17 protein-coding genes are annotated in these 26,481 nt (G+C 59.8%); 8 read left to right on the forward strand and 9 right to left on the reverse strand.

Annotation, left to right across the window (positions count from 1 at the left end; translation table 11 throughout):
* Positions 1–25: 25 nt before the first annotated feature.
* Positions 26–4,003 (reverse strand): non-ribosomal peptide synthetase, encoded by a 3,978-nt coding sequence (locus FHT73_RS26515; protein ID WP_183715967.1) that lies wholly within the window; start codon positions 4,001–4,003, stop codon positions 26–28.
* Positions 4,004–4,329: 326 nt separating this feature from the next.
* Here FHT73_RS26515 and FHT73_RS26520 point away from each other — a divergent pair, with 326 nt between their 5' ends.
* From FHT73_RS26520 to FHT73_RS26545, 6 genes are all read left to right on the forward strand, one after another.
* Positions 4,330–5,481 carry a GNAT family N-acetyltransferase gene (locus FHT73_RS26520; RefSeq protein ID WP_183715969.1) on the forward strand — a complete coding sequence of 384 codons (1,152 nt, stop codon included), beginning with the start codon at positions 4,330–4,332 and terminating at the stop codon, positions 5,479–5,481.
* Positions 5,481–6,851 (forward strand): MATE family efflux transporter, encoded by a 1,371-nt coding sequence (locus FHT73_RS26525; RefSeq protein WP_246712244.1) that lies wholly within the window; start codon positions 5,481–5,483, stop codon positions 6,849–6,851. The genes FHT73_RS26520 and FHT73_RS26525 overlap by 1 nt, the downstream gene beginning before the upstream one ends.
* Positions 6,852–6,866: 15 nt before the next feature.
* Positions 6,867–8,048: a PLP-dependent transferase gene (locus tag FHT73_RS26530; RefSeq protein WP_183715971.1), complete on the forward strand. Its 1,182-nt coding sequence runs from the start codon at positions 6,867–6,869 to the stop codon at positions 8,046–8,048.
* 107 nt (positions 8,049–8,155) lie between these two features.
* Complete coding sequence (gene lysA, locus FHT73_RS26535; protein ID WP_183715973.1) at positions 8,156–9,400, forward strand: diaminopimelate decarboxylase; 1,245 nt, start codon at positions 8,156–8,158, stop codon at positions 9,398–9,400.
* A gap of 155 nt (positions 9,401–9,555) precedes the next feature.
* Entirely contained in the window at positions 9,556–10,977 is a 1,422-nt protein-coding gene (locus tag FHT73_RS26540; protein WP_112610566.1) for a cytochrome P450, read from the forward strand.
* On the forward strand, positions 10,974–11,972 hold the full coding sequence (locus FHT73_RS26545; protein WP_246712245.1) for a lipid A biosynthesis lauroyl acyltransferase: 999 nt from the start codon (positions 10,974–10,976) through the stop codon (positions 11,970–11,972). The genes FHT73_RS26540 and FHT73_RS26545 overlap by 4 nt, the downstream gene beginning before the upstream one ends.
* A gap of 331 nt (positions 11,973–12,303) precedes the next feature.
* Here the strand turns inward: FHT73_RS26545 and FHT73_RS26550 are convergent, their stop codons facing one another.
* The 8 genes from FHT73_RS26550 to FHT73_RS26585 all read right to left on the reverse strand — a co-directional run bounded on the left by FHT73_RS26550 (position 12,304) and on the right by FHT73_RS26585 (position 22,468).
* Positions 12,304–13,422, reverse strand: coding sequence for a mannitol dehydrogenase family protein (locus FHT73_RS26550; protein ID WP_112610568.1), 1,119 nt, complete (start codon positions 13,420–13,422; stop codon positions 12,304–12,306).
* Between the two features lie 321 nt (positions 13,423–13,743).
* Entirely contained in the window at positions 13,744–15,486 is a 1,743-nt protein-coding gene (locus FHT73_RS26555) for a glycerol-3-phosphate dehydrogenase/oxidase (protein ID WP_183715975.1), read from the reverse strand.
* 60 nt (positions 15,487–15,546) lie between these two features.
* Positions 15,547–17,076 carry an FGGY-family carbohydrate kinase gene (locus FHT73_RS26560; protein ID WP_112413277.1) on the reverse strand — a complete coding sequence of 510 codons (1,530 nt, stop codon included), beginning with the start codon at positions 17,074–17,076 and terminating at the stop codon, positions 15,547–15,549.
* A 58-nt stretch (positions 17,077–17,134) separates the two neighbouring features.
* Positions 17,135–17,971, reverse strand: a complete 837-nt coding sequence (locus tag FHT73_RS26565; protein ID WP_112610574.1) for a DeoR/GlpR family DNA-binding transcription regulator — start codon at positions 17,969–17,971, stop codon at positions 17,135–17,137.
* A 176-nt stretch (positions 17,972–18,147) separates the two neighbouring features.
* Entirely contained in the window at positions 18,148–19,095 is a 948-nt protein-coding gene (locus tag FHT73_RS26570; RefSeq protein WP_015343135.1) for a D-ribose ABC transporter substrate-binding protein, read from the reverse strand.
* A 100-nt stretch (positions 19,096–19,195) separates the two neighbouring features.
* On the reverse strand, positions 19,196–20,248 hold the full coding sequence (locus FHT73_RS26575; RefSeq protein WP_069615620.1) for an ABC transporter permease: 1,053 nt from the start codon (positions 20,246–20,248) through the stop codon (positions 19,196–19,198).
* Positions 20,249–20,270: 22 nt separating this feature from the next.
* Positions 20,271–21,815, reverse strand: coding sequence for a sugar ABC transporter ATP-binding protein (locus FHT73_RS26580; RefSeq protein ID WP_183715977.1), 1,545 nt, complete (start codon positions 21,813–21,815; stop codon positions 20,271–20,273).
* Positions 21,812–22,468 (reverse strand): DUF2291 domain-containing protein, encoded by a 657-nt coding sequence (locus tag FHT73_RS26585; RefSeq protein ID WP_183715979.1) that lies wholly within the window; start codon positions 22,466–22,468, stop codon positions 21,812–21,814. The genes FHT73_RS26580 and FHT73_RS26585 overlap by 4 nt, the downstream gene beginning before the upstream one ends.
* Before the next feature lie 864 nt (positions 22,469–23,332).
* On the opposite strand from FHT73_RS26585, the gene FHT73_RS26590 reads away from it, so the two are divergent.
* Both FHT73_RS26590 and FHT73_RS26595 read left to right on the forward strand, forming a co-directional pair.
* Positions 23,333–24,883: an FGGY-family carbohydrate kinase gene (locus FHT73_RS26590; protein WP_183715981.1), complete on the forward strand. Its 1,551-nt coding sequence runs from the start codon at positions 23,333–23,335 to the stop codon at positions 24,881–24,883.
* A 76-nt stretch (positions 24,884–24,959) separates the two neighbouring features.
* Positions 24,960–26,471: a glycerol-3-phosphate dehydrogenase gene (locus tag FHT73_RS26595; RefSeq protein WP_112610582.1), complete on the forward strand. Its 1,512-nt coding sequence runs from the start codon at positions 24,960–24,962 to the stop codon at positions 26,469–26,471.
* Positions 26,472–26,481: the final 10 nt, after the last annotated feature.

Here is a 26,481-nt window from a genome sequence, read left to right on the forward strand (position 1 = left end):
CTCCAGAATGATGTCGAAGAGGGGGTTACTTGACGGCGTCTTTGGACAGCGGCGCCGGCGCAAAAGCATGGTCGAGCCGCCGGGCGAAACGCTGATGGAATGGCGTCTTGCCGATGATCGTCAGATGGTTGGTGCCGGTGACGATCTCCGATGCCGTGGCATTCGCCGAATAGCGCCGCCAGTCGATGACGTTGAGGGCACGCGTGAGAGAATCCTCGGCCGCGAAGGCATGGATGCGGAAATCAGATTGCTCCAGGCGGTAGTTGCGGAAGATCATCGCATTGTCGATGAGGATCCAGAACGTATGCTCTTCCGAGCCGATATCGGGACCATCCGTCGGCAGCTTGACATTATGCTTGACGACATGGTGGAGGAACTGTTCGTAAACCTCCTCGTTCATGGCGGCGAAAAGTCTCTTCCAGTCCTCGCGCATCGGTGTGGTCGCAAGCCAGCTCTGCACGGCAGCATGGGTGCGATCGCGGACGCCAGCTTCGAAGCGCGGCATGATGCCGACGGTGAACTCCTCGTCCATATCGCAGACATCGACCATGCCGATCATACGCAGATCGATGTCGTTGCCGAGCTGCCGGGCGGCCTCATAGGCGAGCAGTCCGCCCCACGACCAGCCGAGGAAGGCGCAGGGCCGACCCTTGGCTTGTCTGCGCACGGCTTCGGCGTAACGCGCGGTAATGTCTTCGACGCGGGTACTCAGCGTCTTGGTTTCCGTCAGCGAATAGCAGATGAAGCCGGTTGCTGGCTGTTCCGGGCCGAGATAGTCGACAAGCCGCATATATTCGCGCGTGCTGACGAGCAGGCCCGGGAAGCAATAGAGCACCGGCCGGTCACCATTGCGGCGAAGGTAGACGACGTCGACGCCAGTTTCATCGCGGCTGCCGTCGACCGCTAGTGCCAGATCGCGCACGGTAGGGTGATTGAACATATCGGCAATCGTCAGCGGCCATTCGGGATGGCGCATCTTCAGGCGCGAGACGATGCGCACGGCCATTAGAGACTGTCCGCCAATATCGAAAAAATTCTCCGTGACACCGATATCGCCGATGTCGAGGATATCCTTCCAGACATCCAGGATCGCTTTTTCCTTGTCGTTGGCAGGTAACGCCATTTCGCGTTCGATGCGCGGTGCGGGCAGGGCCGTGCGATCAAGCTTGCTGTTCGGCCCCATCGGCAACTTGTCGATCAGCATGATGGTCTGCGGCACCATGTAATCGGGCAGGGCGGTCATGGCGGTCCGGCGCAGTCCTGTCACGCTCAAGCTCTCGCCCTCGCGCGGCACAACATAGGCGACCAGAGAACTGCGGCCGCCGTCATTGTGCAGCAGGATGACAGCCTCGGCGACACGCTGATCAGAGCGCAGCACGGCTTCGATTTCGCCCGGCTCGATGCGGAAGCCGCGTAATTTGATCTGGTGATCGACGCGACCGGCGAATTCGACGATGCCGTCTTCGCGCCACCGGCCGAGATCGCCGGACTTGTACAGTCGTCCGCCAGGTGTGAAGGGATCCGGAATGAAACGATCCGCCGTCAGCTCCGGCTGGCCGAGATAGCCGCGTGCCAGGCCGCTGCCGCCGATATAGATTTCGCCAATCACGCCGACCGGAACCGGCGCAAGGTCGGCATCAAGCACATAGATGCGCCGATCGCCCACGCCGCGCCCGATCGGCGCGACCGTTCCCTCGAAGCGGGTGCCAGCCGGAATCTTCCAGATCATCGGCGTCATGATCGTTTCGGTCGGGCCGTAGCCGTTGATCAGCAGCTGCGCCTTCAGGTTCTCGGTGATCATGTCGAACACCGCCTGCGACAGTGCCTCGCCGCCGAAGGAATAGAGCCGCAGCCGCGGAATTTCGCTGTTCTCCCCGGCATATTCGGCCAGCCCCCGGACATAGCTGGTGGGCAGGCTGGCATTGTTGACGCCGTGTCGCTTCATGGCCGCGAAGGCATCTTCCGGTGTGGCCAGCTTGTCCTGCGTCAGCACCACGCCGCCGCCTGCCATCAGCGGCACCATCCAGCGCTCATGGCCGCCGTCCGAGGTGAAGGGAAGCACAGGATATTCGCAGGATTCCTCGCTCATCTCATAGATACGCAAAGTAGCCTTGCAATGGTGCGCGAGTGGTCCGTGCTCGACCGCCACTCCCTTCGGGACGCCTGTCGAGCCTGACGTGTAGATCACATAGGCAAGGTGCTGCGGGGCAATGGTCGTTGCCGGCGCGCCGACGCTCTCGGCGGACAGGTCGATGGCATCGAGATTGAGATAGGGTGTCGCGATATTGCTCGGCAGGTTGGCGATGTGCTTTGCGCGGGAGATGACGAGCGAGAGGCCCGGGGCGGTCAGGATGTGACGATTGCGGGCCTCAGGGTGATCCGGCTCTACCGGCGTGAATGCGCCGCCGGCCTTCAGCACGGCAAGAATGGCGATGATCGCGTCGATCGATTTTTCAAGGGCGATGGCAACGCGCTTTTCCGGGCCGATCCCCATCGCGTTCAACCGATGAGCCAGCCGGTTGGCGGCAGCTTCGAGTTCGCCATGTGTCACGGATTTCTCACCCTGTGCGACGGCAAACGCATTCGGTCGCCGTTTCGCCTGTGCGGAGATGACCTCGTGGATCGGCGTGCCGTCGTCCGGCTCCGGTGCGTCCGGATACGGTGCCGAAAGCCTGTCCAGCTCTTCCGGTGACACGAAGGGAATATGTTTGACCTGAAGGCCGGGGCTGGCCTGTAACTGCGCAAGTGCCAAGGTAAGATCGTCGGCGAAGCGTATGATTTGTTTTCGATCATGCTTCTGCGGGTCGAAGCCGATGCCGATACGCAATTTGCCGACGGATGCCCGGGAAACGGTAACGACCAGATCGGTATCGCGACGTGCCGGCGGTTCGATGGGGCTGCGCAGCGCGACTTCGTTCGAGGTTGCTTGCAGGAGACGCAGGGGTGGACGCACATCGAGGAGCGTCTTGACGAGGCCGGTGGTGTCGAAGGATTCGTCCCGTCTTATCAACGCATCGGCAAGGGCCTCGAAGGGCAGGGATTGCCTGATAGCCATGTCGATTTCCTTGACGAACGCATTGCGGACGTCTTTGAGCATCATGGTGCCATCGAGTTCCGGCGTCAGGATCAACACGTCCTCGCAGCGGGCGGCGACTTTGTGCCTTTCCGGACGCGTGACCAGGCCGATCCTTTGAGTGCCGTATCCGGTATGGCGTCGCAGGGCGATCCCGAGGGCGGCAAGCATGTCGCCGGAGGTGTCGGCGGACGATTGTACCGGCACTTCAAGCATATGCTCGAACCAGACCTCGTCGACCATGTTTTTTCCCGCCGATGTTTGCGGCGGGAGTGACGCAATGTTCTCCTGAGCCGTCAGCCGCTGGAACCAGAAGTCGACCAGTTCCGGCGCCGCATGGCGCGGTGCGCCATTGGCAATCATCCACGAAGCGGCGTCGGGCAGTACGGTCTCTGCGATATCCGCCGGGTCATGACCGTCGATGTTATGAAGGAAATCCACCGCAAGCAGATCGAGCGCCGCAGCGTCGGCAAGGATGGCGTGGAGGGAGAATAGGACGCCCACCGCCCGCGCTTCTTGCGTCAGGAGGATGAAGCGGGCCGGATTGCCATCGGTAAGGTCGATCTGGCGGGCCTGTTCCGCCGCGGCAGCCGTAGTCAGCGCGTTTTCCAGGTTTTCGCTTGCAGTCAACTTCGTCTCGATGATCTCGACGAAGCGGTCGTTCCCCAGGATCTGCTGGACGGCGCCGCCCGCCCTCGCCTCGAATTCCGAGGTGATGAGGGGATGTTGCCGAGAAAGTTTTGATAGGCCCTCGCGCGCAAGGTCAGAAGAGATCGGGGGGAAGACGATCGCGAGTATTTGTCGCCCGTAGACGACTTCGTTACCAGTCTCAGACAGGAGCCAGATACGTGACTGTGTCGGCGATAGGGAGCATTTGGCGAGATAATCCGTATCGTTTGCTGCATTGGCGTTGCGATCGTGGACAGTCATTTCTTCGCCGCTCTCCTTAATTGTATTGAAATACATATCAAATAGATCGAAATACAATAATGTATACATCTCAATATCTGTGAAAGATATTAAGTTAAATCGATCGATATCTATGTCTTATGGCGCCGATAAAATCGGAGGTTCCGAAAATTACGTCGACGTAGCTCCATAACGAATGAGGTTTTGGAAAATTCAGATGATTTTCGAAAAATATTTTTTGGAAAATATTTTGAATTTTTGCTGACGTCGTTCGTCACCGCAGAATTAGCGCTGTGTTTAGCCTGCAGATATCAACCGGCGTGGTTCTGAAGATATGGAGATGAAAGATGGATGCTTCGCTGGCGATCAGGAGCGATAGGACGGCGGAGAAATCCTTTGATCTGCGCCTGCCGGCGTCGGGCTTTGAGAGCAGCGCGCTTGCCTGCGGCCAACCGCTCATCATATCGGCAGGGCATGCACCGGGGAGTTTTCGCGTCGAGCATCACGGAGTGAAGGTGGCCTCAGGCCATCTATCGGGGCCGGCCACCAATCTCGTGGTCTTCGATACAATTTCCACCGCGGTCCCTCCGCTTTCTGGCGAGGATATCGTCAACGCCGTGTCGGAAGTCGTTCTGGCATGCAATCCACAGCTGGACTGCTTCCAGATCGAGCTCGCAGATGGCGACCTCATAAGGCGCCTGATGGAAGCGGGTGCCATCGAGCAGCGCGGCAATCGCCTGATCGTGCGCCCGGAATCCTTCTTCCAGCAGCCAAGATCCTGGCTTGGAAGCGTGCCAAGCAGCTATCCGGAAGTGTCGACACTGACGAATGGCGCCGTTCACCCGCAGCGGCCGCCGAAGCCCGCCGGCCGTGTCTACAGCCGCTTCATTCCCTGGCTGAATACCCAGCTTGGCTTCCATGTCGCCGATATCGAGGCCGATCTTCCCCATTTCCATCGCTGGATGAACGATCCGAGGGTTGCCGCCATATGGGAAGATAGCGGCGATCTTTCCTATCACCGCGATTTCATCGCAGGCCGCCTTGCCGATCCGCGCACATTGCCGCTGATCGGCACCTTTGGCGGCGTGCCCTTCGGTTACTTCGAACTCTATTGGGCGAAGGAAGACAGGATCGGACCGCATTACGAGGCCGACGGCTATGACCGAGGTTGGCATGTGGCGATCGGCGAGGATGATTTCCGCGGGAAAGCCTTCGTCAGCGCCTGGCTGCCGTCGCTTATGCACTACATGTTCCTGGCCGATCCGCGCACGCGACGTATCGTCGGTGAGCCGATCCATCATCACACCCAGCAGATCCGCAATCTCGACCGTTCCGGCTTCGCCAAGGTCAAGCATATTCAGTTCCCGCACAAGAAGGCGCTGCTGGTCATGCTCCTGCGTGAGCGCTTCTTCATGGATCGGCTGCTGTTGCCGGATCTCACCGGCTTGTCCACAGAGGATGGGCAGCCTGTCCTTGGCTCGCTGGCGCGGAGCGCCTGATGACGACAGCCGTCGATATGAACGATCCGCGCGTCAAGCGGCTCGTTCTGGCTGTCGCGCTTCCGGCCGTGGCAGGACTTGCCGCCAGTGCCGGCCATCATGCGATCAACGCGATCTTCCTTGGAGCGCTCGGCCCGGACGTGCTGGCAGGCATCAGTCTGGTCATGCCGCTGTTTCTGCTCGTCGCGGCCGCCGGTCAGGGGCTGGGTATCGGGCTTGCGACGCTGCTTGCGCGCCACCTTGGCGAAGGGGATCTCAAAGCCGCGGCGTCGGTCGCCACGACAGCGCTCGCGGCGACGATCCCGCTCGGTATTTTCTTGTCGATCCTGATCTATCTCGGCCTGCCGGATTTTGTCGGCGCACTCGGCGCCAGCGACAATCTCCTCGCTCCTGGGCTCGATTATGGGCGGCTGCTTGCTTTCGGTATGACACTCGGGCTTTTGCAGGCTATCTGCGATTTCATAGCGATCGCCGAGGGCAATTCACGCTTCTCGATGATCGTGCTGATCGCGAGCTTCGCCTTGAACGCGGTTCTCGACCCCGTCTTCATCTTTGTCTTCAAGCTCGGCGCGTCCGGCGCGGCACTGGCGACCATTGTTTCATCCATTGCGGCCCTTGCATGCTATGCCGTCTACTTCCTGCGCCGATGGGGAACGGTGAGCGTGACCGGCGGGGCGATTTGCTGGCAACTGCTTTGGCCGATCGCGCGGATCGGCCTTCCCGCTGCCGCAACAAGCATCGTCACGGGCCTCGGCTTTCTGGTCCTGATACGGGAGGCCGCTGTCCATGGCGGCGATAAAGGTGTCGCGGCAACGGCGATTGCGATCCGGCTGATGACTCTGGGACAGCTTCCGCTGTTCGGCTTTTGCCTCGGTGCCCAGAGTGTCGTCAGTCACGCCTTTGGCGCGGGCGATGCTGAGCGGCTCAAAGCCGTCATCCGGTTCATGCTGGCTGTGACGATACCGGTCGCATTACTCTATTCCATCTTGCTGTTCTTGGCTGCCGAGCCGATCGCACGCCTGTTCACGGATAGCCAGGACGTCGTGGATGAGGCAGTCGCCTGGCTGCGGTCCCTCTTTCCGATCTTTCCGCTTGCGGCTTTTCAATCCGTGCTGCTCGTCATGCTGCAATCGCGGGGCAGGGCGGGTCTGTCCGCCGTCGTCGGGCTTGCGCCGCAGGGCTATTTGCTGATCCCGCTTCTGCTCGTGCTACCGCTTTGGATGGGCTTTGCCGGGATCTCTGCTGCTGCCGTTGTCGCTGCCATTCTTGCTGCCATCCTCGGCGGCTTTGTCGGGTGGCGGGAATGGCTCGCCATTCTGCCGGCCGACGCACCGAGCCGCCTTGTTGGCCAATCGACACTTCACTCCTGACCCAAGAGGAACGCCATGAACGAGACGCCGAGATTCGATGCCTACCGCCACGCCATTCCCGATACGCTGATGACGCCGCGCGACGATCCGTTCGATGCAGCCGTGCCGCCGATCTATCAGACATCCCTCTTCCTGTTCGATAGCTACAAGGAGCTGGAGGACGTCTTCGCCGGCCGTTCGAAGAAGCCGATCTATTCGCGCGGCGACAATCCGACCGTGCGGCTTCTGGAGCGCAAGATCGCCGAGATGGAAGGCGCGGAAGAGGCACGCGCCTTTTCGAGCGGCATGGGCGCGATTGCTGCTGCGGTTCTCGCCTTCGTCGGACCCGGCGACCGTATCGTCACCGTGCGGCACGTCTATAGCGATGCCTTCCGCTTCTTCGAAAAAGTCCTGAAGCGCTTCGGCGTCGTCGTCGACTATATCGATGGCACCGATACGGGGGCTATGCTTGCTGCACTTCCGGGTGCCAAGCTCGCCTATCTCGAAAACCCGACCTCGATGGTCTTCGAATTGCAGGATCTGACTGCGATCGCCGAGGCCGCTCGCCGCCACGGCGTCGTGACAATGGTCGACAATTCCTGGGCAACACCGCTCTTTCAGAGGCCTCTCTCCGTCGGTATCGATATCGTCATCCACGCCGCCTCGAAATATCTCGGCGGACAGAGCGACACGGTGGCAGGTCTGGTCACTGGCTCGAAGGCGCATATCGACCGGATCAACAGCGAAATCTACCCATACACCGGAGCGAAGCTGGCGCCATTCGAGGCATGGCTCGTACTGCGTAATCTCGAGACACTGCCATTCCGCATGCGGCATCATCATGAAGCCGGGCTCGAAGTGGCGTCCTGGCTCGATGCCCATGCGGACGTGACCAATGTCATGCATCCGGCACTCGGCGATCATCCGGGAAAACGTACTTTCAGCGGCTTCGGTGGGCTGTTTTCCTTCGAGGTTTCGGACCGCATCGATGTGGCCGATTTCGTCGATGCGGTGCGCCTCATTCGTATTGGCGTCAGCTGGGGTGGACCGGAAAGCCTCGTGGTGCCGGCAAAGGCAGCTCTCAGCATTTCGCCGGAGACAAATGTCTTCGCGCGCTTCGGTGTCAGCGACCGAACGATCCGCCTGAACGTCGGACTGCACTCGGCCAAGGAGATCATTGCCGATCTCGAGCAGGCCCTTGTCGCCGCGAGGCGCTAGCCAGCTGCAGCACTCTTGTATTCAGAAAGGGGTGGAGTGACACGGTCGCTCCGCCCATATTATTATTCATTGTTGATCCATTCCCGCCCCGACCCGATCGAGACAAAATGACCCTCCATTCCAACGAAACGCTGAGCGCGCTTGCCGCCGAATATGGAACGCCGCTCTGGATCTATGATGCTGCCGCGATCCGCCGCCGCATCGCCCAACTCTCCGCCTTCGACGTTATCCGCTATGCGCAGAAGGCCTGTTCGAACATTCATATTCTGAAAGAAATGCGCAAAGCGGGCGTGCGGGTCGATGCTGTCTCGCTCGGCGAGATCGAGCGGGCGATGCGGGCGAGTTTTTCCGCCGGCAATGCGTCGGGAGAAGCGGAGGTCGTCTTCACCGCCGACGTCTTCGATCGGCCGACGCTGGAACGCGTCATTGCCGACAAGATCGAGGTAAATATCGGCTCCATCGACATGCTGCATCAACTGGGTGAGCGCTCACCGGGCCATAGGGTTTGGCTGCGCATCAATCCCGGCTTCGGGCACGGCCATAGCAAGAAGACCAACACCGGCGGCGAAACCAGCAAGCACGGCATCTGGTTCGAGCAATTGCAGGAGGCGGTGGCGCTGACGCGGCAATATTCGCTGAAGCTCGTCGGGTTGCACATGCATATCGGCTCCGGTGTCGATTATGGACATCTGCAGCGTGTCTGCGGTGCAATGATCGGATTCTGCCGCACGCTGGATGTCGATATCGAGGCCATCTCCGCCGGCGGCGGCCTGTCTGTGCCGTACAGGGAAGGTGAGGAGGAGATCGATCCTTCCCATTACTTTTCGCTCTGGGACAAGGCCCGGCGCGAGATCGAGACGCATGTCGGCCATCCGATCCGGCTCGAGATCGAGCCGGGCCGCTTCCTGACAGCGGATGCCGGCGTATTGCTGGCAGAAGTGAGGGCGGTCAAGATGATGGGCCGCAACCGCTTCGTGCTTGTCGATGCCGGCTTCAGCGATCTCGCCCGGCCGGCGATGTATGGCAGCTACCATCACATCACGGTCATTCCGGGCACGGCGCCTCGCAGTGCTGCCGGAACGATCTTCCCCACCGTTGTCGCAGGTCCGCTCTGCGAATCGGGCGATGTCTTCACGCAGACCGACAACGGCACGGTGGAAACCCGCGATCTGCCCGAAGCCCATGTCGGCGACTATCTCGTGTTTCATGGTGCCGGCGCTTACGGCGCGACGATGTCATCGAACTACAATAGCCGTCTCTATGCGCCAGAAGTGCTGATCGACGGCGAGACGCCTCGATTGATCCGCAGGCGGCAAACGCTGGATGAATTGCTTATGCTGGAAGGCATTTAAGCGCCGCCGATTTCCAGGCGAAAGACAGGCCCTAACTTCGGCCAAGCAGGGGCTTTTCCGCGGTTGCGAAATGAATATAGTGGCCACGTCCGTGTGTCGTGTCCGACTGCTCTCTTATCATCTCTGGCCGCAAGGCGTGAAAGTTCTGCACCGCTATGCTGGCCTGGCTTGATCAGAAAACCGAAATCGTCGAACACGCCGACCAATCCTCGCGATATTTCGAGCCGGCTCACGCAGCTTATTATAGCGGGAAGCCCGGCCAGCCGTTGAAGCTGATGCTGCAGGCGCGCAGCGATTTCCTGTCGATCTGGCGCCGCGCCGATTATCGAGAGCATGTGGCGGAGTTCAAGCTTCTGGGCCGCCAGCTCATCATTGTCAATTCGCCTGAAGCCATCCGCTATGTGGTGGCCAAACGCCATGAGAATTTCGAGCGCAAGACACCGCAGATGCGTCGCGCGCTGGAATATCTTTTGGGCGATGGTTTATTCATATCCGATAAGGAAACCTGGAAACAGCGCCGGCCGCTGGTCTCCGATATCGTGCATAAAAACCGCGTGCCGGCCTTCGGCGCGATCATGCAGAGCACGGCAAGCGAGCTTGCCGACCGCTGGCAGAGCCTCGGTGAAGGGGCGGAAGTCAACGCCCTGTTCGAGATGGCTGGACTGACGGCGGAGATCATTTCCCGCAGTGTCTTCGGCAATGACCTCGGCGAAGAAAGCGCCAATGCGGTGACCGAAGGGTTTGCGAGCTACCAGTCGCTGGTCGATTCCGTCAATTTCGGCTATTTTCTCGGCTTCGATGAAGGTTTGCCCATCATCAAGACGCCAAGCTTGAGCCGGTCGGTGAGGCGCATTCACCGGATTATCGATCAGGTGATCGAAGATCATCTGGGCGGCAAGGGTGATAACAGTTCCATGGTCGAACTGCTGATCCGTCGTCAGCAGCGCAACCCCGAGCTGAAACTCGATGTGGTGGCGCTTCGCAACGAGGCTGCCACCATCTTCATGGCCGGCCACGAAACGACCGCGGCAACGCTGACCTGGGCCTGGTATCTGCTCGCAGGCGCGCCCTGGGTGGAAGAGGCAGTTCATGCGGAAATCGACGCCGTCTGCGGCGATCGGGTTCCCTCGATCGATGATGTTGCGAAGCTAGACTGGTGCCGTGCGGTCATCGAAGAGACGCTGCGCCTCTATCCTCCCGTGCCGATCCTGGCACGCCAGGCGGCTGAGGCCGACCAGATCGGCGACGTGAAGGTACGCAAGGCCGCATTGGTGCTGATCGTGCCCTGGATCTTGCATCGCACGGATTCGCTCTTTCCCGAGCCGCATCGCTTTCACCCCGAGCGCTTCCTCGGCGAGACACGGCCGACGCCCTACAGCTATATTCCCTTCGCCGCCGGCCCGCGCGTATGCCCCGGTCTGCAATTCGGCCTTACCGAGGCGATCCTTTGCCTGGCGATCCTGGCCCAGCGTTTTCGTGTCCGGATCAGGGATGGACACAAGGTTCAGCCACAATGCCGTCTGACGCTGCGTCCGCGCGAGGGCATGCCCGTGACATTGCATCGGCGTCAGGGATGACGGCTGGGGACGAGGGCGACGAAAGAGTTGTCGCGTCAAAGCGCAAGGCGTGGACCTATGAGCCTGCCAAGGCCCCGCCCTTGGCCGATTTCGCAGCTGGCGGTAACCGTCGCAAGGCATTTCTGCGCTACTGGATCTTCGAGAACATCGACAATGCCGTCGATCTCTTCTTCTATTTTTCCTTCATGCTCTTGCCGGCCAGCGTCTGCTCGGATCTCGGCGGCTGGCTTGGGCGTCTGCTTGCTCCCCGCTTTCATAAAGCGGCTTACGCGCGAGCGGCAGCCAATCTCAAGACGATAAGGCCCGAACTTACGGATATCGAGCTCCAGCGGCTTCTCGATGCCTATGCCGATTCTCAAGGGCGGCAGATGGCGGAATATTCTGTCGCGCCGAGACTGGCACGGCGGCACGTCCGCATGATTGGTACCGAAGGGTTGGTTGAGCGTTGCAGCCAGGGCCCGGTGATCTTCATTGCGCCGCATATCAGCAACTGGGAAGTGCTCTGGCATTGTCTTCTCGACATGGGGCTGGACGTTACTATGAATTACGACCCGCCCAAACGCCGCTCACGCCATTATATCGTCAACCGGCTGCGCAAGGGAGCTGGGCTTGGAATCTTGAAACCTGGCCGAAGCTTCGTCCGCCCGGCTCTGAGAATCCTGGAAAACGGCGGCAATCTGCTGATGTTCTGTGATGAGGGATTTAACGGACGTATCCGAGCGCCAATCCTGGGCAGGCCTGTGCACCTTGAGGGCAATTATGCGCTCATTGCGCGAATGGCGAGGAAGACAAATGCGCTGATCTATCCGATTTATATTGTTCGGGAAGAGGGGGCGCGATTTGCGCTGACGGCCTTGAAGCCTTTCATGCTGCCCGAAAAATTCGGCGTTGAGGAACACCTTGTTCAGGACGTCGCGCAATTGAATGTCGTGATAGAACCGGTAGTGCGCTTGCATCCGGAGCAATGGTATTTTGTCGATAATCGACTGCAGTGACAATCGAGATTGAATTTGAGTATTTCGTAATTTGGATATCGCACCTCTTTCGTCACCTTGCGAATCTTACGCATTATCTGTGACCTCAGGTTGCGTGATTTGATTTTAGGAGATAGAAGCCTATCAGCTATAAGGCCAGGCATGGATGCGATTTCTCAGGGCTCAAATCGCCCTTGAGCTAAGATCTTTTAGCCGCCACCTCCGGTTTTTACCAGGCGTGATGGCAATCTACAGCACGTTGTCGAGGGATGATGCGCCGTTCAATGAGCTCAATCGCTATGAACTGAACGCCCCCTATTCGGCCAGCAAGGCGGCAGGCCTCACATTCGGTTCAAATATAGCGCGCCGCAATCTGTTGCAGCGTGGCCATGTCCGAGGTGCTGCGCGCCTTGTCCGCCCAATCCAGAAAGGCGCGGATGCGGCGGGCGACCTTTTCGGGGTGATGCTGGCTGATGTCCGCGATTCGGTGATCGAGGAAGGGATTGAGGAAGCGATCGAGTGTCGTTGCGACATAGGCTTTTGCCTCGTCGCCCATACCGTTTGCGGCAAAGCCGGGCAGCACTTCGCTTTCATAGAGGGTGTCTAGCCTGGTCCGTATATCTTTGTCGGCCAGGATGGCACGCACGGTTTCATCCGCCGGCCGGCCTTCGCGCTGCCAGATTTCGGCAAGAAACGTGTGGCCGAGATTGAGGATATGCAGTTTCAGGCGTTCATAGGGTTCGAGATCGTCCGTCAATACGATGCTTGGATGTTGGCATGGCGCTCGCACGCCGGGCGCGCGCTTGATCGCCCATAGGGCATAAGGTTCGGCAACAGCGCCGATCGGTTCAATCGGCTCGGAAACAATACGATCGACCAAGGTTTCGGCGAAGGCGACGTGGCCGTCGAGCCAGTCATAAAAACCAGCCGCCACATTGTTGAGCCTGGCACAATCGACGACCGCCTGCTTCAGAACATGGCCATTGCCCGTTATCAGTTCGCAGGGAAGGATGATCAGGGGGCGGGCGGAGGCCTGCCAGCGTTGGACGAGGAGGGCGGCAAGTTTTGCGGGGAAAGATCGAGGAACATCGCCATCTGAACCGAAACGATCATCCTCCGGCCAGGTCTGGTAACCGGTGTCGCCGGTGTTGGAGACGACGAATTCGGCCTCCTCGACAAAGAGTTTAGACAGCTCCCTCCAATGCTCCGTTGCGGAAAGGCCGCGATCGACGCTGGTGACCTGAATGGTGCGATTGAGTGGCTGGCCATCCGACATGCCGCGGATGATGACCGGATAGCCCTGCGGATTGCCGAAGGCGGCGACACGTCCGCTGCGGCTGCTGGCGCCTGAGACCTGAACGACGGCGATCGGACCGACATCCTGGCCGGATTGCTGTGCTTCGTGCACAAACAACGCCGCGTGCGCCTGCAGGAACCGGCTGGTGCCAAATTGGATGATCCGTGAGCTCAAGCCGATATCCTCATATATGAATGCTGTTGGTAGACCATGTGTGGGGATGTGGAGATCCACGTATTTATCAGTGATTGTTTTTTATCTATAGAAAACATTGAAGCCGCCGGCCGTCAAATGTTTTCTATGGCAATAACAGAGCATTTCCCTCAGCGGATTTGCTGTAGCGGCCTGATCGAGGCCAGTGTGGCTGCACTCGGAGCTCTGAAAGAATGCTCGGGCGGTTCGCGTGGCGGGCTGTGTTTCACGCATTCAGCTATAGAACTCGCGCGCCACAAGGCCGGTTTGCCTGATCCGTTATTTTCTTAGGGCCGAGGTTGATCAGCGCGCCGCAGGACCTGCCGCCCGACGCATGTTTTCTTCGGTCAGCGTCTGGCCGTGGAATTTCGACAGCGCCATGACGACGTCATCGATTTCTTGGTTAAGCCGCTGGGCGTCCCATTGCAGGGCCGCTGCGGCGATGGCGCCGATTTCGCGCAGGCCTTGGATCGTCAGCAGGCCTTCGATCGCCATGGTCGTGCGGCGGAAGACGATGTCGGAGAGATGCACGACCATCTCCTGGCGTGCGATCCAGTCAATCTCCAGCGCGCTATGACGTGGGGCGCCGCTTATGCGTCGACTGTCACTATAGTCGCAACGGTGGGCAAGAATTTCCGCGGCGGTCGTGCCGTATCGGCCAAGCAGTTCATCCACTCTATCTGCCTCGACACCAGTCTTTGCGGCAACGGATCTAATCCAATTCGCCCGCTCATTGGAGGTGATCGGGAAATCCCGTCCGCCGCCGATCGCAAGGCGCTCGGTCGATGTTCTGCGTCTGCGTTGGAGGCGTGCGAGCACGGTATCGGAGACTTCCTCGGCAAAGCCGCGGAACGTGGTCCACTTGCCGCCAACGAGCGAGATGATCGGGAACGGCCGTCCGGCCTGGGGTTCAAAGGCGGGTGCGGAGTGATCGCGGCTGATCAGGCCGGGCGAGGAGGCATCCGAGGCGGGCAGAGGCCGAATGCCGCTATAGCTATAGGTTACCTGATCGCGGTCGAAGCGCAGGCTCGGCAGTAGCGACCTGACGCTGTCGAGGAAATAGTCGATCTCCGGTTCTTCGCAGCGAACATTGTCCGGATCGTCGCAAGGGATATCGGTTGATCCGACGAGTGCCTGGCCGAGATAGCCATAGACAAGGCAGATGCGGCCGTCATCGGCTTCGAAATAGATCATATGGCCATTCAGGCTGCGCACTAGTTCCGGATGATCGAGCAGGATATGCGATCCCTTGGTACCGCCGATCAGATGGGCGGGTGCTCCAAGAGCGGCGTTGACATGATCGATCCATGGGCCGGCGGCATTGATGACGAGCTTCGGCTTGACCGAAAAGGCATAGCCATCCGCGCGCTGGAAGGTCAGCAGGCCGTCGGCTGACGAAACCAGCCGGGTCGAATTTGCCGCCAATGAAGCCTTGTTCGTCTCCAGCCCGTCCTTGACCAGTTCATAGACCAGCCGTTCCGGCCGGCTGATCTTGGCATCGTAATAGATGCCGCCGGCGACGATCTCTGGCGTCACATGTGGCATTTCCTTCAGCGCCCGGCGCTTCAAAAGGAACCGGTGGCGCGGCATGACGCGGTTGCGCGAGCCGAAGAAGTCATAGAGCGCGAGCCCGATCTTGATAAGCAAGGCGCCGCGGCTGCGCGGGGCGGTGGTCGAGCCCATCAGCGTGCGAAGGGCGGCCCAAATCCCGCGCGTCCAGGAGAAGATCGGCACGAAGGTCGGCAAAGCTTCGACGCAATGCGGCGCATTCTTGAGCAGTAGATTCCGCTCGAGCGCCGACTGCGCGACGAGCCGGAACTCGCCGGTTTCGAGATATTTGAGTCCGCCATGGATCAGCCGCGATGGCGCAGCACTCGTTCCCGAGCCGAAATCGGATTTATCGATGATCAGGCAATTGACGCCCTGCAGCGAGAGATCGCGGAAGAGGCCGGCACCATTAACGCCGGCGCCGAGAATGACGACATCGACATCTCCGTCTTGAAGTTGCGAGAAGCGTTGTTTCAGATCGGCGGCCATATCGGTCATAACATCATCGTCCTGGTGTATTGCCGCGATAGACCCAGTCTTCGCGACGCAAGTGGCGGTCTAGCCTTGGGAGTGCTGGGTTGCGAGATTGCCGATCCGCGGCCAGAGCGGCGTCATTGCTTCGGCAATGTCGCGAAAGAGCTGATAGCGGATACGGTAGTCTGCGCTGCGGTCGGGATCCGGAGAGTAGGTTCTGGCGATCTTGCCGACATCGCGCGGGTCGCTCTGCGGGCTTGAATAGACGCCAATGCCGGCACCGGCGCAAAGGGCTGCCCCCCAGGCAGCGGCTTCATCGGTTTCCGTTACGGTAACGGGCATGGCGAGTACGTCTGCAAACATCTGCACGACAATCGGATTGCGCGAGACACCGCCTGCCAACCTTGCCTGATCGAAGGAAAAACCGGCACTTAGGGCATCGACGTGAATCTTGTGGTTGAAGGCGATGCCTTCCAGAACCGCGCGCAGCATGTCGCCGCGATCATGCCAGCCGCCAAGCCCGAAGAAGCTGGCAGTGGCCTCGGCACCATAGGGCGAACCGAACAGATAGGGATGGAATAGCGCGCTCGACGGTCGATTGAACGCTGCCTCGATCTCGGGACCGAGCATGGTATGAATGGACGTGCCGGCAGCTTCGGCACCGACGATGTCGCTGGCGCAGAGCTTATCCAGGAACCATTCGTAATTGGCTGACGATGCCGGCGAAATCGACATGTTGTTCCATTGGCCAGGCGCAATGGCGTTGCGGCAGAACCAGCGGCGATCAACGCTCGGTTTTGATGACAGCGTCTCGTTGATCGAATAGGTACCGGCGATGACGGCAACGACGCCGGGGGCATAGCCGCCGGCGCCGAGGGCCGATGCGGTGACGTCATGCAGGCCGGCAACGACGGGCGTGCCTTCGGCAAGGCCGGTGCGCTTTGCGACGGCCTCGGTCACATATCCGACGATCTCATCCGATCGCGAGGCAGGCGGTAAGGCGTCGGTGATTTCATCAACACCAAAAAGCCTCAGTGCATCCGGCGCATAATCCTGCGTCGTGACATTGGTGAAGGACGTACTCGCCTCGGTGCGGTCAGTGCCGACAACGCCGGTCAGGCAGAAGCGCAGCCAGTCCTTGCAACTCAGGATATGGCCGATCTCAACAAAGCGCTCCGCTTCGTTGGCTTTGATCCAGGCAAGCAAGGCCGATGGCGCCGAGACATGCGGCAATTGCCCGGTCAGCTTCAAGGATTCATCGGCAACAGGGCTCTTCAGCCATTGTTCGACGATCGAGCCGGCGCGGCTGTCGAGCGAGAGAATGGCGCGTCCGAGCGGCTTCTTTGCCTTGTCGAGCAGATAGATGCCATCACCGTGAGCGGTTGCGGCAATCGCCTGGATGTCGCTTGTCGGGCGGTTGCTGAGCTTGATTGCCTCGGCAATGGCGTCGGCCGTCTGGCTCCAGAGTTCGTTCATGTCGCGCTCGACATGGCGGGCCTTCGGCATAAACTGCGTCACGCGACGGCGGGCAACGGCAAGCGGCGTTCCGTCGATGTCGAAGATGACGGCCTTGGTGACGGTCAAGCCGCTGTCAATTCCGAGCAGACTCGGCATTCTCATTGCTCCTAATCGCAAACGAAGAGGGTAAGCCCTGACGGCTTCAGTCTCCGGATCATTTCCAGTCGCCGCCGGCGACGACGACATTGATATTCTTGCTGCGCATGCGCTCCAGATGGTCGGCAGGCGTCTTGCCGTCGACGATGACGACATCGAATTCGCTCAAATGCGCAAAACTATGCAGAGCCCGGCGTTCGAACTTCGTGTGATCCATCAGCAGGACGCGCTTGGCGGCGCTTTCGAACATGGCGCGCTTGATATCGACGATCTCGGGCGACTGATGGAAAACCACGTCGTCGATGATGGCCGACATCGAGATAAAGGCGGCATCGGCCCGCAAGCGGTTGATCTCGTTGATCGTCATCCGCCCCATAAAGGCGTTGCACCAATTATAGTACTGCCCGCCGAGCGCCAGAAGCGTCACGTCATGCATATCCTTCAGCGCATTCATCAGCGTCAGCGAATTGGTGATCGCCGTCAGCGGAACCTTGGCCGGCAGCTGCGAGGCCATCTGCAGGACGGTGGTGGAATCGTCGAGGAAGATTGCCTGGCCAGGTTCGATGAATTGCATGGCGGCTGCGGCTATCGTCTTCTTTTCGGCAGCCTGCCGGTTGGCGCGATAGACGTCGCTCGATTCGATCAGGCTGGTGGCAGCAGCCGATACGATGCCACGTGTCTTGCGGAACAAGCCGCGGCTGACCAGTTCGTCGACATCGCGATGCGCCGTCATCAGGCTGATGCCGAAACGCTCGGTCAGATCCTCGATGCGCATGGAACCCTCCGCCATTACGGCCTCGGCTATCATCTGGCGCCTGGCGATCTGACGGGAATGGCGGCTGTCGCTTGGCAGCTCGTCCTGCAGGAATGCTACGGGGCTTGTCTTGTCTGTCACTTTGGCCTCTGACGCTGAGCCTTGCGGAGATCAGCTTACTGCAGCGAATATCGTGAAAAAATATGAAAGAACAATTCGCTATCAGGATTTCTGCAAGTTCTGTCTGATGTTCAGCCAGGATGCCGCTCATCGCGACCAAGGGATGGGGACGCCGGTGTGCGGCGTCCCCAATGTCATTACTGGGCGAGAACGAAGGGTGCCGTGTACTTGTCGACATTGTCCTTGGTGATCAGGATGCAATCGAAAAGCTGCTTTTCGCTCTTGGCACCGGTCTTGCCGGTCTTGATGAAGCTGTCGGCCTGCTTGACGGCTTCTTCGGAGAAGATAGCGACCGGCTGCAGGACGGTGTACTGAAGCTCACCGGCCTTGATGGCGGCGACAGCGTCCGGCGAACCGTCGAAGCCGCCGACTTTGACGTTGGCGAGCTTGCCGGCTTCTTTCAATGCAGCAATTGCACCAAGCGCCATTTCGTCATTGCCGGAAATCACGCCGGTGATGTCGGGGTGCGCCTGCAGCATGGACTGCATCTTGTTGTGGCCCTGGGTGCGGTCCCAGTTGGCAACTTCCTTGGCAACCTTCTTCAAGTCGGGATATTGCGTCAGAACGGTTTCATAGCCGTTTGAGCGGGTGGCGGCATTGTTGTCGGAGGGCGAGCCGAAGAGTTCGGCATAATTGCCCTTGTCGCCAACGGCTTCGACCCACTGCTGAGCGCCGATCGCCGCACCCTGAGCGTTGTTGGAGACGAGTTGAGCCTTGGCAAGGCCTTCCTGGTTGATTTCGGCATTGACGAGGAAGACCGGGATGCCGGCCGCAACGGCCTTCTTGACTGCACCGACCGAGCCGTCAGCATTGGCCGGATCGAGGATGATGGCGACCGACTTGTTGGTAATGGCCGTATCGATCAGGTTGCTTTCGGTGTTGGTATCGCCCTTGTGTGCGCCGACTGTTGCCGTGTAGCCGAGCTTTTCAGCGGTTGCCTTGGCGATATTGCCTTCCGTCAGCCAATAGGGGTTGGACGGATCGTTGACGATGACGGTGATCTGGCCGGCGGCCCAGGCGGCCCCGGTCAGAAGCGGTGCCACAGCAACTGCTGCCATGACGATGCGCAAGCCTTTTTTGAACATTAGTCTCTCTCCCTTTGATGAGCTCTGGTGATGCCGGCGAACCGGCGGTCCTTTCTCCGGCCGGTGCTTTCACCGACCAGTGACAAGTTTCGGTGCAACGTCAGCCGGACTTGGTCCTGCGTCCGTACTGGATGCTGTTCATGAGCACGGCGAGCACGATGACTGCGCCGGTAAAGACCGTCTGCCAGTAGGCCGAGACGCCGATGATGACGAGGCCATCCGCCAGAAAGCCGATGACGAATGCGCCAAGCATGGTGCCGCGCACCGTGCCGCGGCCGCCGGTCAATGCGGCACCGCCAATGACGACGGCAGCAATTGCGGTCAGCTCGTAGCTGGTGCCAGCGTTCGGACCGGCCGAGGTCAGCTGCGAGGACAGGACGAGGCCGGCAATGGCGGCACAAATGCCCGACAGGACATAGACAGCGATCTTGACCTGCTTGACCGGAACGCCGGAAAGATCGGCAGCGCGCTCGTTGCCGCCTGAGGCATAAAGCCAGCGGCCAAAGGCGGTGCGGCTGAGAACGATACCGCAAATGATCGCAAGCACCGCAAGGACGATGACGCCGATCGGGACGCCGGCGAGACGGTTGAAGCCCAGCCAGTTGAAGCCGGTATTGCCGAGTTCGGGGCGGCCGCCGAGATTGTTGTAGGTAAGCCCGTTGGTCATCAGCAACGCGATACCACGCGCGACATAGAGCACGCCCAGCGAAGCGACGAAGGCCGGGACGCGCAGATAGGCGATAAGCACGCCGTTGACCGCACCGACGATGCCACCGAGAATGCAGGTCAGCACCACGACGGCCCAGACCGGCGGATACAGGATGACGCCGAAGCTTGAAAGCGTGACGCCCTGCATAAGGAAGCCGGCGATACAGCCGGCAAGGCCGAGTGTCGAGCCGACGGAAAGATCGATTCCGCCATTGAGGATGACCAGCAGCATGCCGATGGCAAGGATGCCAAAGATCGCTACATGCGAGGCCATGGTCAGGAAGTTGCTGAGCGAGAAGTAGTAGGGCGATAGGAAGGAAAAGACCGCGATGATGACGATCAGCGCAAAGAAGGCGCGTCCTTCCAGGATCAGCCGCACGAGACTGAAATTCCGCCGCTGTCCGTTGGAAACTGGCTTTTTATCTGTGATGTTCGTGACTGACATAATCAGTGCTCCATGAATGCGGCTAGTGCGCGACCACTGCTTCGCCAGAGGCGGCCATGATCTTTTCTTTGGTGACGTCAGGACCGAATTCGGCAGAAATCCTGCCGCGGTGCATGACGATGATGCGATGGGCGATGCTCAGGCACTCGGCGACTTCCGACGTCGAATAGATCACCGCCAGCCCCTCCTTGGCGCGCTCGGCCAGCAGCTTGAAGACCTCAGCCTTCGCGCCGATGTCGATGCCGCGGCTCGGCTCGTCGAGCAGGATCACGCGAGGTGCCGTCGCCAACATCTTGCCGATGACGACTTTCTGCTGGTTGCCGCCCGATAGCGAGCCGATCGCCGCATCGCCGCCGTCGGTCTTGATATGAACCTTGCGGATGGAGTCGTTCACCAGCGTCCGCTCGCGGCCGCCGGAGGTGAAAAGACCCTTGGTGAAGGCGCCGATGCTGGCAAGCGACAGGTTCGAGCCGACCGTCATCGTTTGAACGAGACCATCGCGCTGGCGATCTTCCGGTACCAGTACAAGCCCTTGCGCGATGCGTCCGGCGATGCTGAGACCACCGACATCCGTGTTGCCGAGGAGGACGCGGCCCCCGCTCGAGCGCAGCCGTCCTGCCACGCATTCGAGCAGTTCGGTACGGCCGGCGCCCATCAGACCATAGATGCAGACGATTTCGCCGGCGCGGACTTCAAGCGATAGGCGATCGACGGCGTTATAGGCGGCGCCCGAAGGGCCTGGAACCGTGAGATTGTCGATCGTCAGCGCCACGTCGCCCATTCTGTGGCCGGTCGGCGGGCTGCCGAGGTCAAAATTGTCGCCGACCATGTTGCGCACGATCCATTCGAGATCGATGTCCTTGCGCTCGGCATAGGCGGTCATGTTGCCATCGCGCAGAACGACGGCGTGATGGGTGATCTGCAGCGCCTCTTCCAGGTGGTGCGAGATATAGACGATCGACACCCCGCGGTTCGTCAGGTCGCGAATGACCTTGAAGAGAACTTCGACCTCGCTGGCGCTGAGCGCCGAAGTCGGCTCGTCCATGATCAGGATGCGGGAATTGACCGATAGAGCGCGAGCGATCTCGACGATCTGCTGCTGGCCGAGACGTAAATCCTCGACCGGTGTCATCGGATCGATGTTTTCTTCGAGCTCCTCCATCAGTGCCCGGGTTTGGCGTTCTTCCTCGGCAAAATCGACCACGCCTCCCTTCATGATCTCACGACCCATGAAGATGTTGTCACGGACGCTGAGATTCGGCGCCAGGCTCAATTCCTGGTGGATGATGGAAATGCCGCAGGCGCGCGCATGCGTGGAGGAGGCGAAGGAAATGGGGGCGTCATCGAGGATGATCTCCCCCGATGTCGGCTGGATGACGCCGGAGAGGATCTTCATTAGGGTGGATTTGCCCGCGCCGTTTTCACCGAAGAGGGTGGTGACCTCGCCGCGGCGAATATCGAAATTGACACCCTTCAGCGCATGGACGCTGCCATAGGATTTGGCAACGTTGCGGGCGGCGAGAACGACTTCACCCGTGGTCGTGCCATTGTGCTGGACCTGGCTCATTTCACGTCGACCTTTACCGGGGTGACGAGCCAGTTCTTCGGATTGATGAGCTTGAAGACCCCGACGACCGTTGCCGTCTTGCCGGTCAGCTTTTCAGGATCCAGGCCGCCAAGGGTCGCCTTCTTCATCTCGTTGTTGATGGCGGAGCCCGCGTCCTGATATTCGATCTGGTTGGTGAATTGCCCGAATTCAATCTTGCCAGTCGCATCGCGAAGATCGGTGCCGTTGATGGCAGGACCCGTCTGGATGCGAACGGTGATGCCGTCAGGCATGCCATCGACCTTGAATTCGTTGAGGTTGGCCTTGCGTTCACCGAAGGCGCCCGTCAAGGAGACGGGAAGAACGGGACCGGTTGTAGTCGCGACGCCATATTTCTCGCCGACCGCCTTCTTGTCGGCGAGAACCGCACTGGCGAGCGTCACCGCATCGACGGCGCGCTTTTCGACATCGGCCTGCACTTTCGGGAATTCGGCGGTGCCATAGGTATCCGGTTGGAAACCCTGTTCGCGCACGTCGTGTTCGGAGCCAATCTTGACCACCTTGGTATCGGCGGCGATGGCGCCGATCACGATCACAAAGGCGGCGATGCCGGCGACGATCTTCACCTTGGAGCCTGTCGGCTTGGCAGTTGCGTATTGAGCTTGCGTATTCATGTTCAAACGACCTTGGGCATGTCAGCCGGATTGCCTGATGGAGAAAGGGAGAAAAGTGCCGCGATCCGGCTTAGTGGCAGTCGGGCCTGCGCATTTGGTGCGCGGCGCGTTCCGCTTGGCTTCGGGCTACGCCGTCACCGAAAGGGAAATTCAACATCAGGAGCCTCCTCAGCATACAGGCGACTGTCTCCTCCAATCGCCCTCTTCACATTTTCCGCATCTATGCGATATTTGTGATATAAGTATGTTAATAACTGCGCTTCATATGTTATAAATCTTTAAGGCTGTCAACCGTGATTTAGTGCGCTTCGTATTCGGTGGGCCTCTATGAGTTTCAGTGTTTCCCGTTTTTTCGCGCTTAAGCTTGCTGCTCTATTGGTGCTGTACGGACGCCCTGCGATCGGTGCCGCTTTAGTCGCCTTAACTACAAGCCAACTGTTTAAGTAATTAAAATAATTGGTGAATACGGAAACGCTGCACACATATTTTGCAGCGTCTTACTAACCCCTTCTGAGGAGCTCCGTCCGTTACGTCAATTTTCCTCGATTGCAGTCGCCGCTCCTGCTTGCGGTGACGCGACGTTTATTTCCATCTATTTTATATGAAAAAAATTACAACACCAGAAAATTATTACTGCAGCCGCGATATCTTTGTGTTATGAGGGCGGCATTCGGATGAATCGTGGATCCATTGTCTGTTAAGTGCTGCTTCGTTCGTCATTCTGTCTGTGGAGTGGCAAATATAGCGACGACGAATGCGGACGAGCATAGCTTATGCCCTTGGTTGTAAGGGGAGGAATGAAAATGTTTGTGATGTTTGCTTGCGCTCGTGTTGCAAGACGCGGGACGGTGGGGTCGGCGTCCAATGCCTAAGGGTAACGGGATCATCATCGGAATCGATGCGGGGACCTCTGTTTTGAAGGCAGTTGCCTTCGACCTAACCGGAAAGCAGATCGCTTCCGCTTCGGCGCGAAATCGCTACCGGACGGGTGAAGACGGATCGGTCACGCAGTCGCTCGGCCAGACCTGGGCGGACTGTGTCAGCGCGTTGCGCGGGCTTGGAGAGAAGGTGGAAAATCTTGCCAGCCGGACGGCTGCGATCGCGGTTACGGGGCAGGGCGACGGCACTTGGCTTGTTGGTCCTGGCAATGCGCCCGTCGATGATGCCTGGCTTTGGCTTGATGCCCGAGCCGCATCGACGGTCACACGGTTGGGCGCCCTGGAAGGTAATCGCGCCCGTTTCGAGGCGACCGGAACCGGTCTCAATACCTGCCAGCAGGGCGCGCAGCTCGCCCATATGGATCGCTTCATGCCTGAGCTTCTCGATCGGGCCGAGACGGCGCTGCATTGCAAGGACTGGCTCTATCTCAATCTGACAGGCGTTCGCGCGACCGATCCATCCGAGGCGAGCTTCACCTTCGGTAATTTCCGCAATCGTCAGTATGATGCTGTTGTCATCGATGCGCTCGGCCTTGCCCGCCGGCGCTCGCTTCTTCCCGAGATCGTCGATGGAACGGAGATCAGCCATCCCTTGACGGAAACGGCGGCAAAGGCAGCCGGTCTGCTGGCCGGAACGCCGGTATGTCTCGGCTATGTCGACATGGTGATGACCGCACTTGGCGCCGGAGTTCGCACCGGCGGCCAGAACGCGGCCTGCTCAACGATCGGATCGACGGGCGTGCATATGCGCGCAAAGGCCGTGCCGGATGTCCAGCTCAATGACGAAGGGACCGGCTATGTGATCGCCCTGCCGATCCCTGGCATCGTCACGCAGGTCCAGACCAACATGGGTGCGACCATCAATATCGACTGGATTCTGAAGATCGCGGCAGATCTGATGTCCGCAAGCGGGAGCGAGATTTCCTATTCCGACCTCATTCCGCGCATCGACGCCTGGTTTGCCGAAGCGCGGCCGACAAATCTTATCTATCATCCCTATATTTCCGAGGCCGGCGAGCGCGGTCCCTTCGTCAATGCCCATGCGCGTGCCGGCTTTACCGGCCTTTCGACGCGGCATGGATTTGCCGACATGCTGAGGGCTGTCGTCGAAGGGCTCGGCATGGCAACGCGCGATTGCTATGCCGCCATGGGCGACATGCCTTCGGAGCTGCGCATCACGGGAGGAGCTGCCCGGTCGCGCGCACTGCGGGGTTCGCTGTCGGCCGCCGTCAAGGCACCGGTGCGGATTTCCGATCGCGAGGAGGCGGGGGCCGCAGGCGTCGCGATGATGGCCGCCGTCGCGATCGGCGCCTATCGCGACATGGACAGCTGCATTGCTGACTGGGTGACGCCGCTGCTCGGCGAAGCCGAAGCGCCGGATCAGGAAAACGTTGAGCGCTATGACCGCTTGTTCGACGCCTACAAGGACGTGCGCCAGGCGATTGCGCCGGCTTGGGACAAACTGGCCCAGCACTAGCCGTTATCAGGCCGGCGAGCGAGCGCGGCTTAAAAGATTGAATTGATGATGCCATAGGCATCCTTAGGAGCATGACATGATGGAACCGGAAATCTTTGATCTTTTCGTGATTGGCGGAGGCATCAATGGCGCCGGCATTGCCCGCGATGCGGCCGGCCGCGGCCTTTCGGTTATCATGTGCGAGAAAGGCGATCTCGCCGAGGGGACGTCTTCGCGCTCCGGCAAGCTCGTGCATGGCGGCCTGCGCTACCTTGAATATTATGAATTCCGCCTAGTGCGCGAGGCACTGATCGAACGTGAGGTGCTGTTGAACTCGGCCAGCCACATCATCTGGCCGATGCGCTTCGTTCTTCCCCATAGTCCGACGGATCGTCCGGCCTGGCTGGTTCGTCTCGGTCTGTTTCTCTACGATCATCTCGGTGGCCGCAAGAAGCTGCCGGGCACCCGCTCGCTCGATCTGCACCGCGATCCGGAAGGGGCGCCGATCCTGGATCAATATTCCAAGGGTTTTGAATATTCCGACTGTTGGGTTGATGACGCCCGGCTCGTCGTTCTCAACGCTCTCGATGCTTCCGCCAAGGGCGCGCGGATCCTGACGCGCACGGCTTGCGTCAGCGCGCGTCGCGAGCAGGGTAACTGGCTCATTCAAATGCGCAGCGAGCGCTCCGGCGAGGTGCGGACGGTGCGCGCTCGCGTGTTGGTCAATGCCGCCGGTCCCTGGGTCAACGACATTATCGGCCGCGTCGTCGGCTCGAACAGCCAGCGTAGCGTCCGGCTGGTCAAGGGCAGCCACATCATCGTTCCGAAATTCTGGGCCGGCCAGCAGGCCTATCTCGTGCAGAACCACGATAAGCGCGTCATCTTCATCAACCCTTACGAAGGCGACAAGGCGCTGATCGGCACGACCGACATTCCCTACGAAGGCAAGCCGGAAGAGGTAAAGGCCGACGAGAAGGAAATCGATTACCTGATCACGGCGGTCAATCGCTACTTCAAGGAGAAGCTGCGCCGCTCTGATGTGCTTGAAAGCTTCTCCGGTGTGCGGCCGCTGTTCGACGATGGCAAGGGCAATCCGTCGGCTGTCACGCGCGACTATGTCTTCGATCTCGACGAGACCGGTGGCGCGCCGCTCCTGAGCGTCTTCGGCGGCAAGATCACCACCTTCCGCAAGCTCTCCGAGCATGCGATGCAGCGGCTTGCGAAATTCTTCCCGAAGATGGGTGGCGACTGGACGCGGGGGGCTGTTTTGCCGGGTGGCGAAATCCCCGATGCCGATTATGTCGCCTTTGCCGATACGCTGCGGGCGGCCTATCCCTGGATGCCGCGTGCGCTCGTCAATCACTACGGCCATCTTTATGGCGCCCGCACGAAGCAGATCGTCGGCAATGCCACGTCGCTGGCGGACCTCGGCCGGCATTTCGGCGGCGATCTCTACGAGGCCGAAGTCCGCTATCTCGTGGCTTGCGAATGGGCGCAGGCGGCCGACGACGTGCTGATGCGGCGTACCAAGGAAGGTCTGCACATGACAGCTGAGGAGAAGGCGGCCTTCGCCGCCTGGTTCGATGCCGAACTGGCGCTGGCCGCCTGAACCACCAGAT

The sequence above is a fragment of the Rhizobium sp. BK098 genome (assembly GCF_014193155.1).
Classification (GTDB): domain Bacteria; phylum Pseudomonadota; class Alphaproteobacteria; order Rhizobiales; family Rhizobiaceae; genus Rhizobium.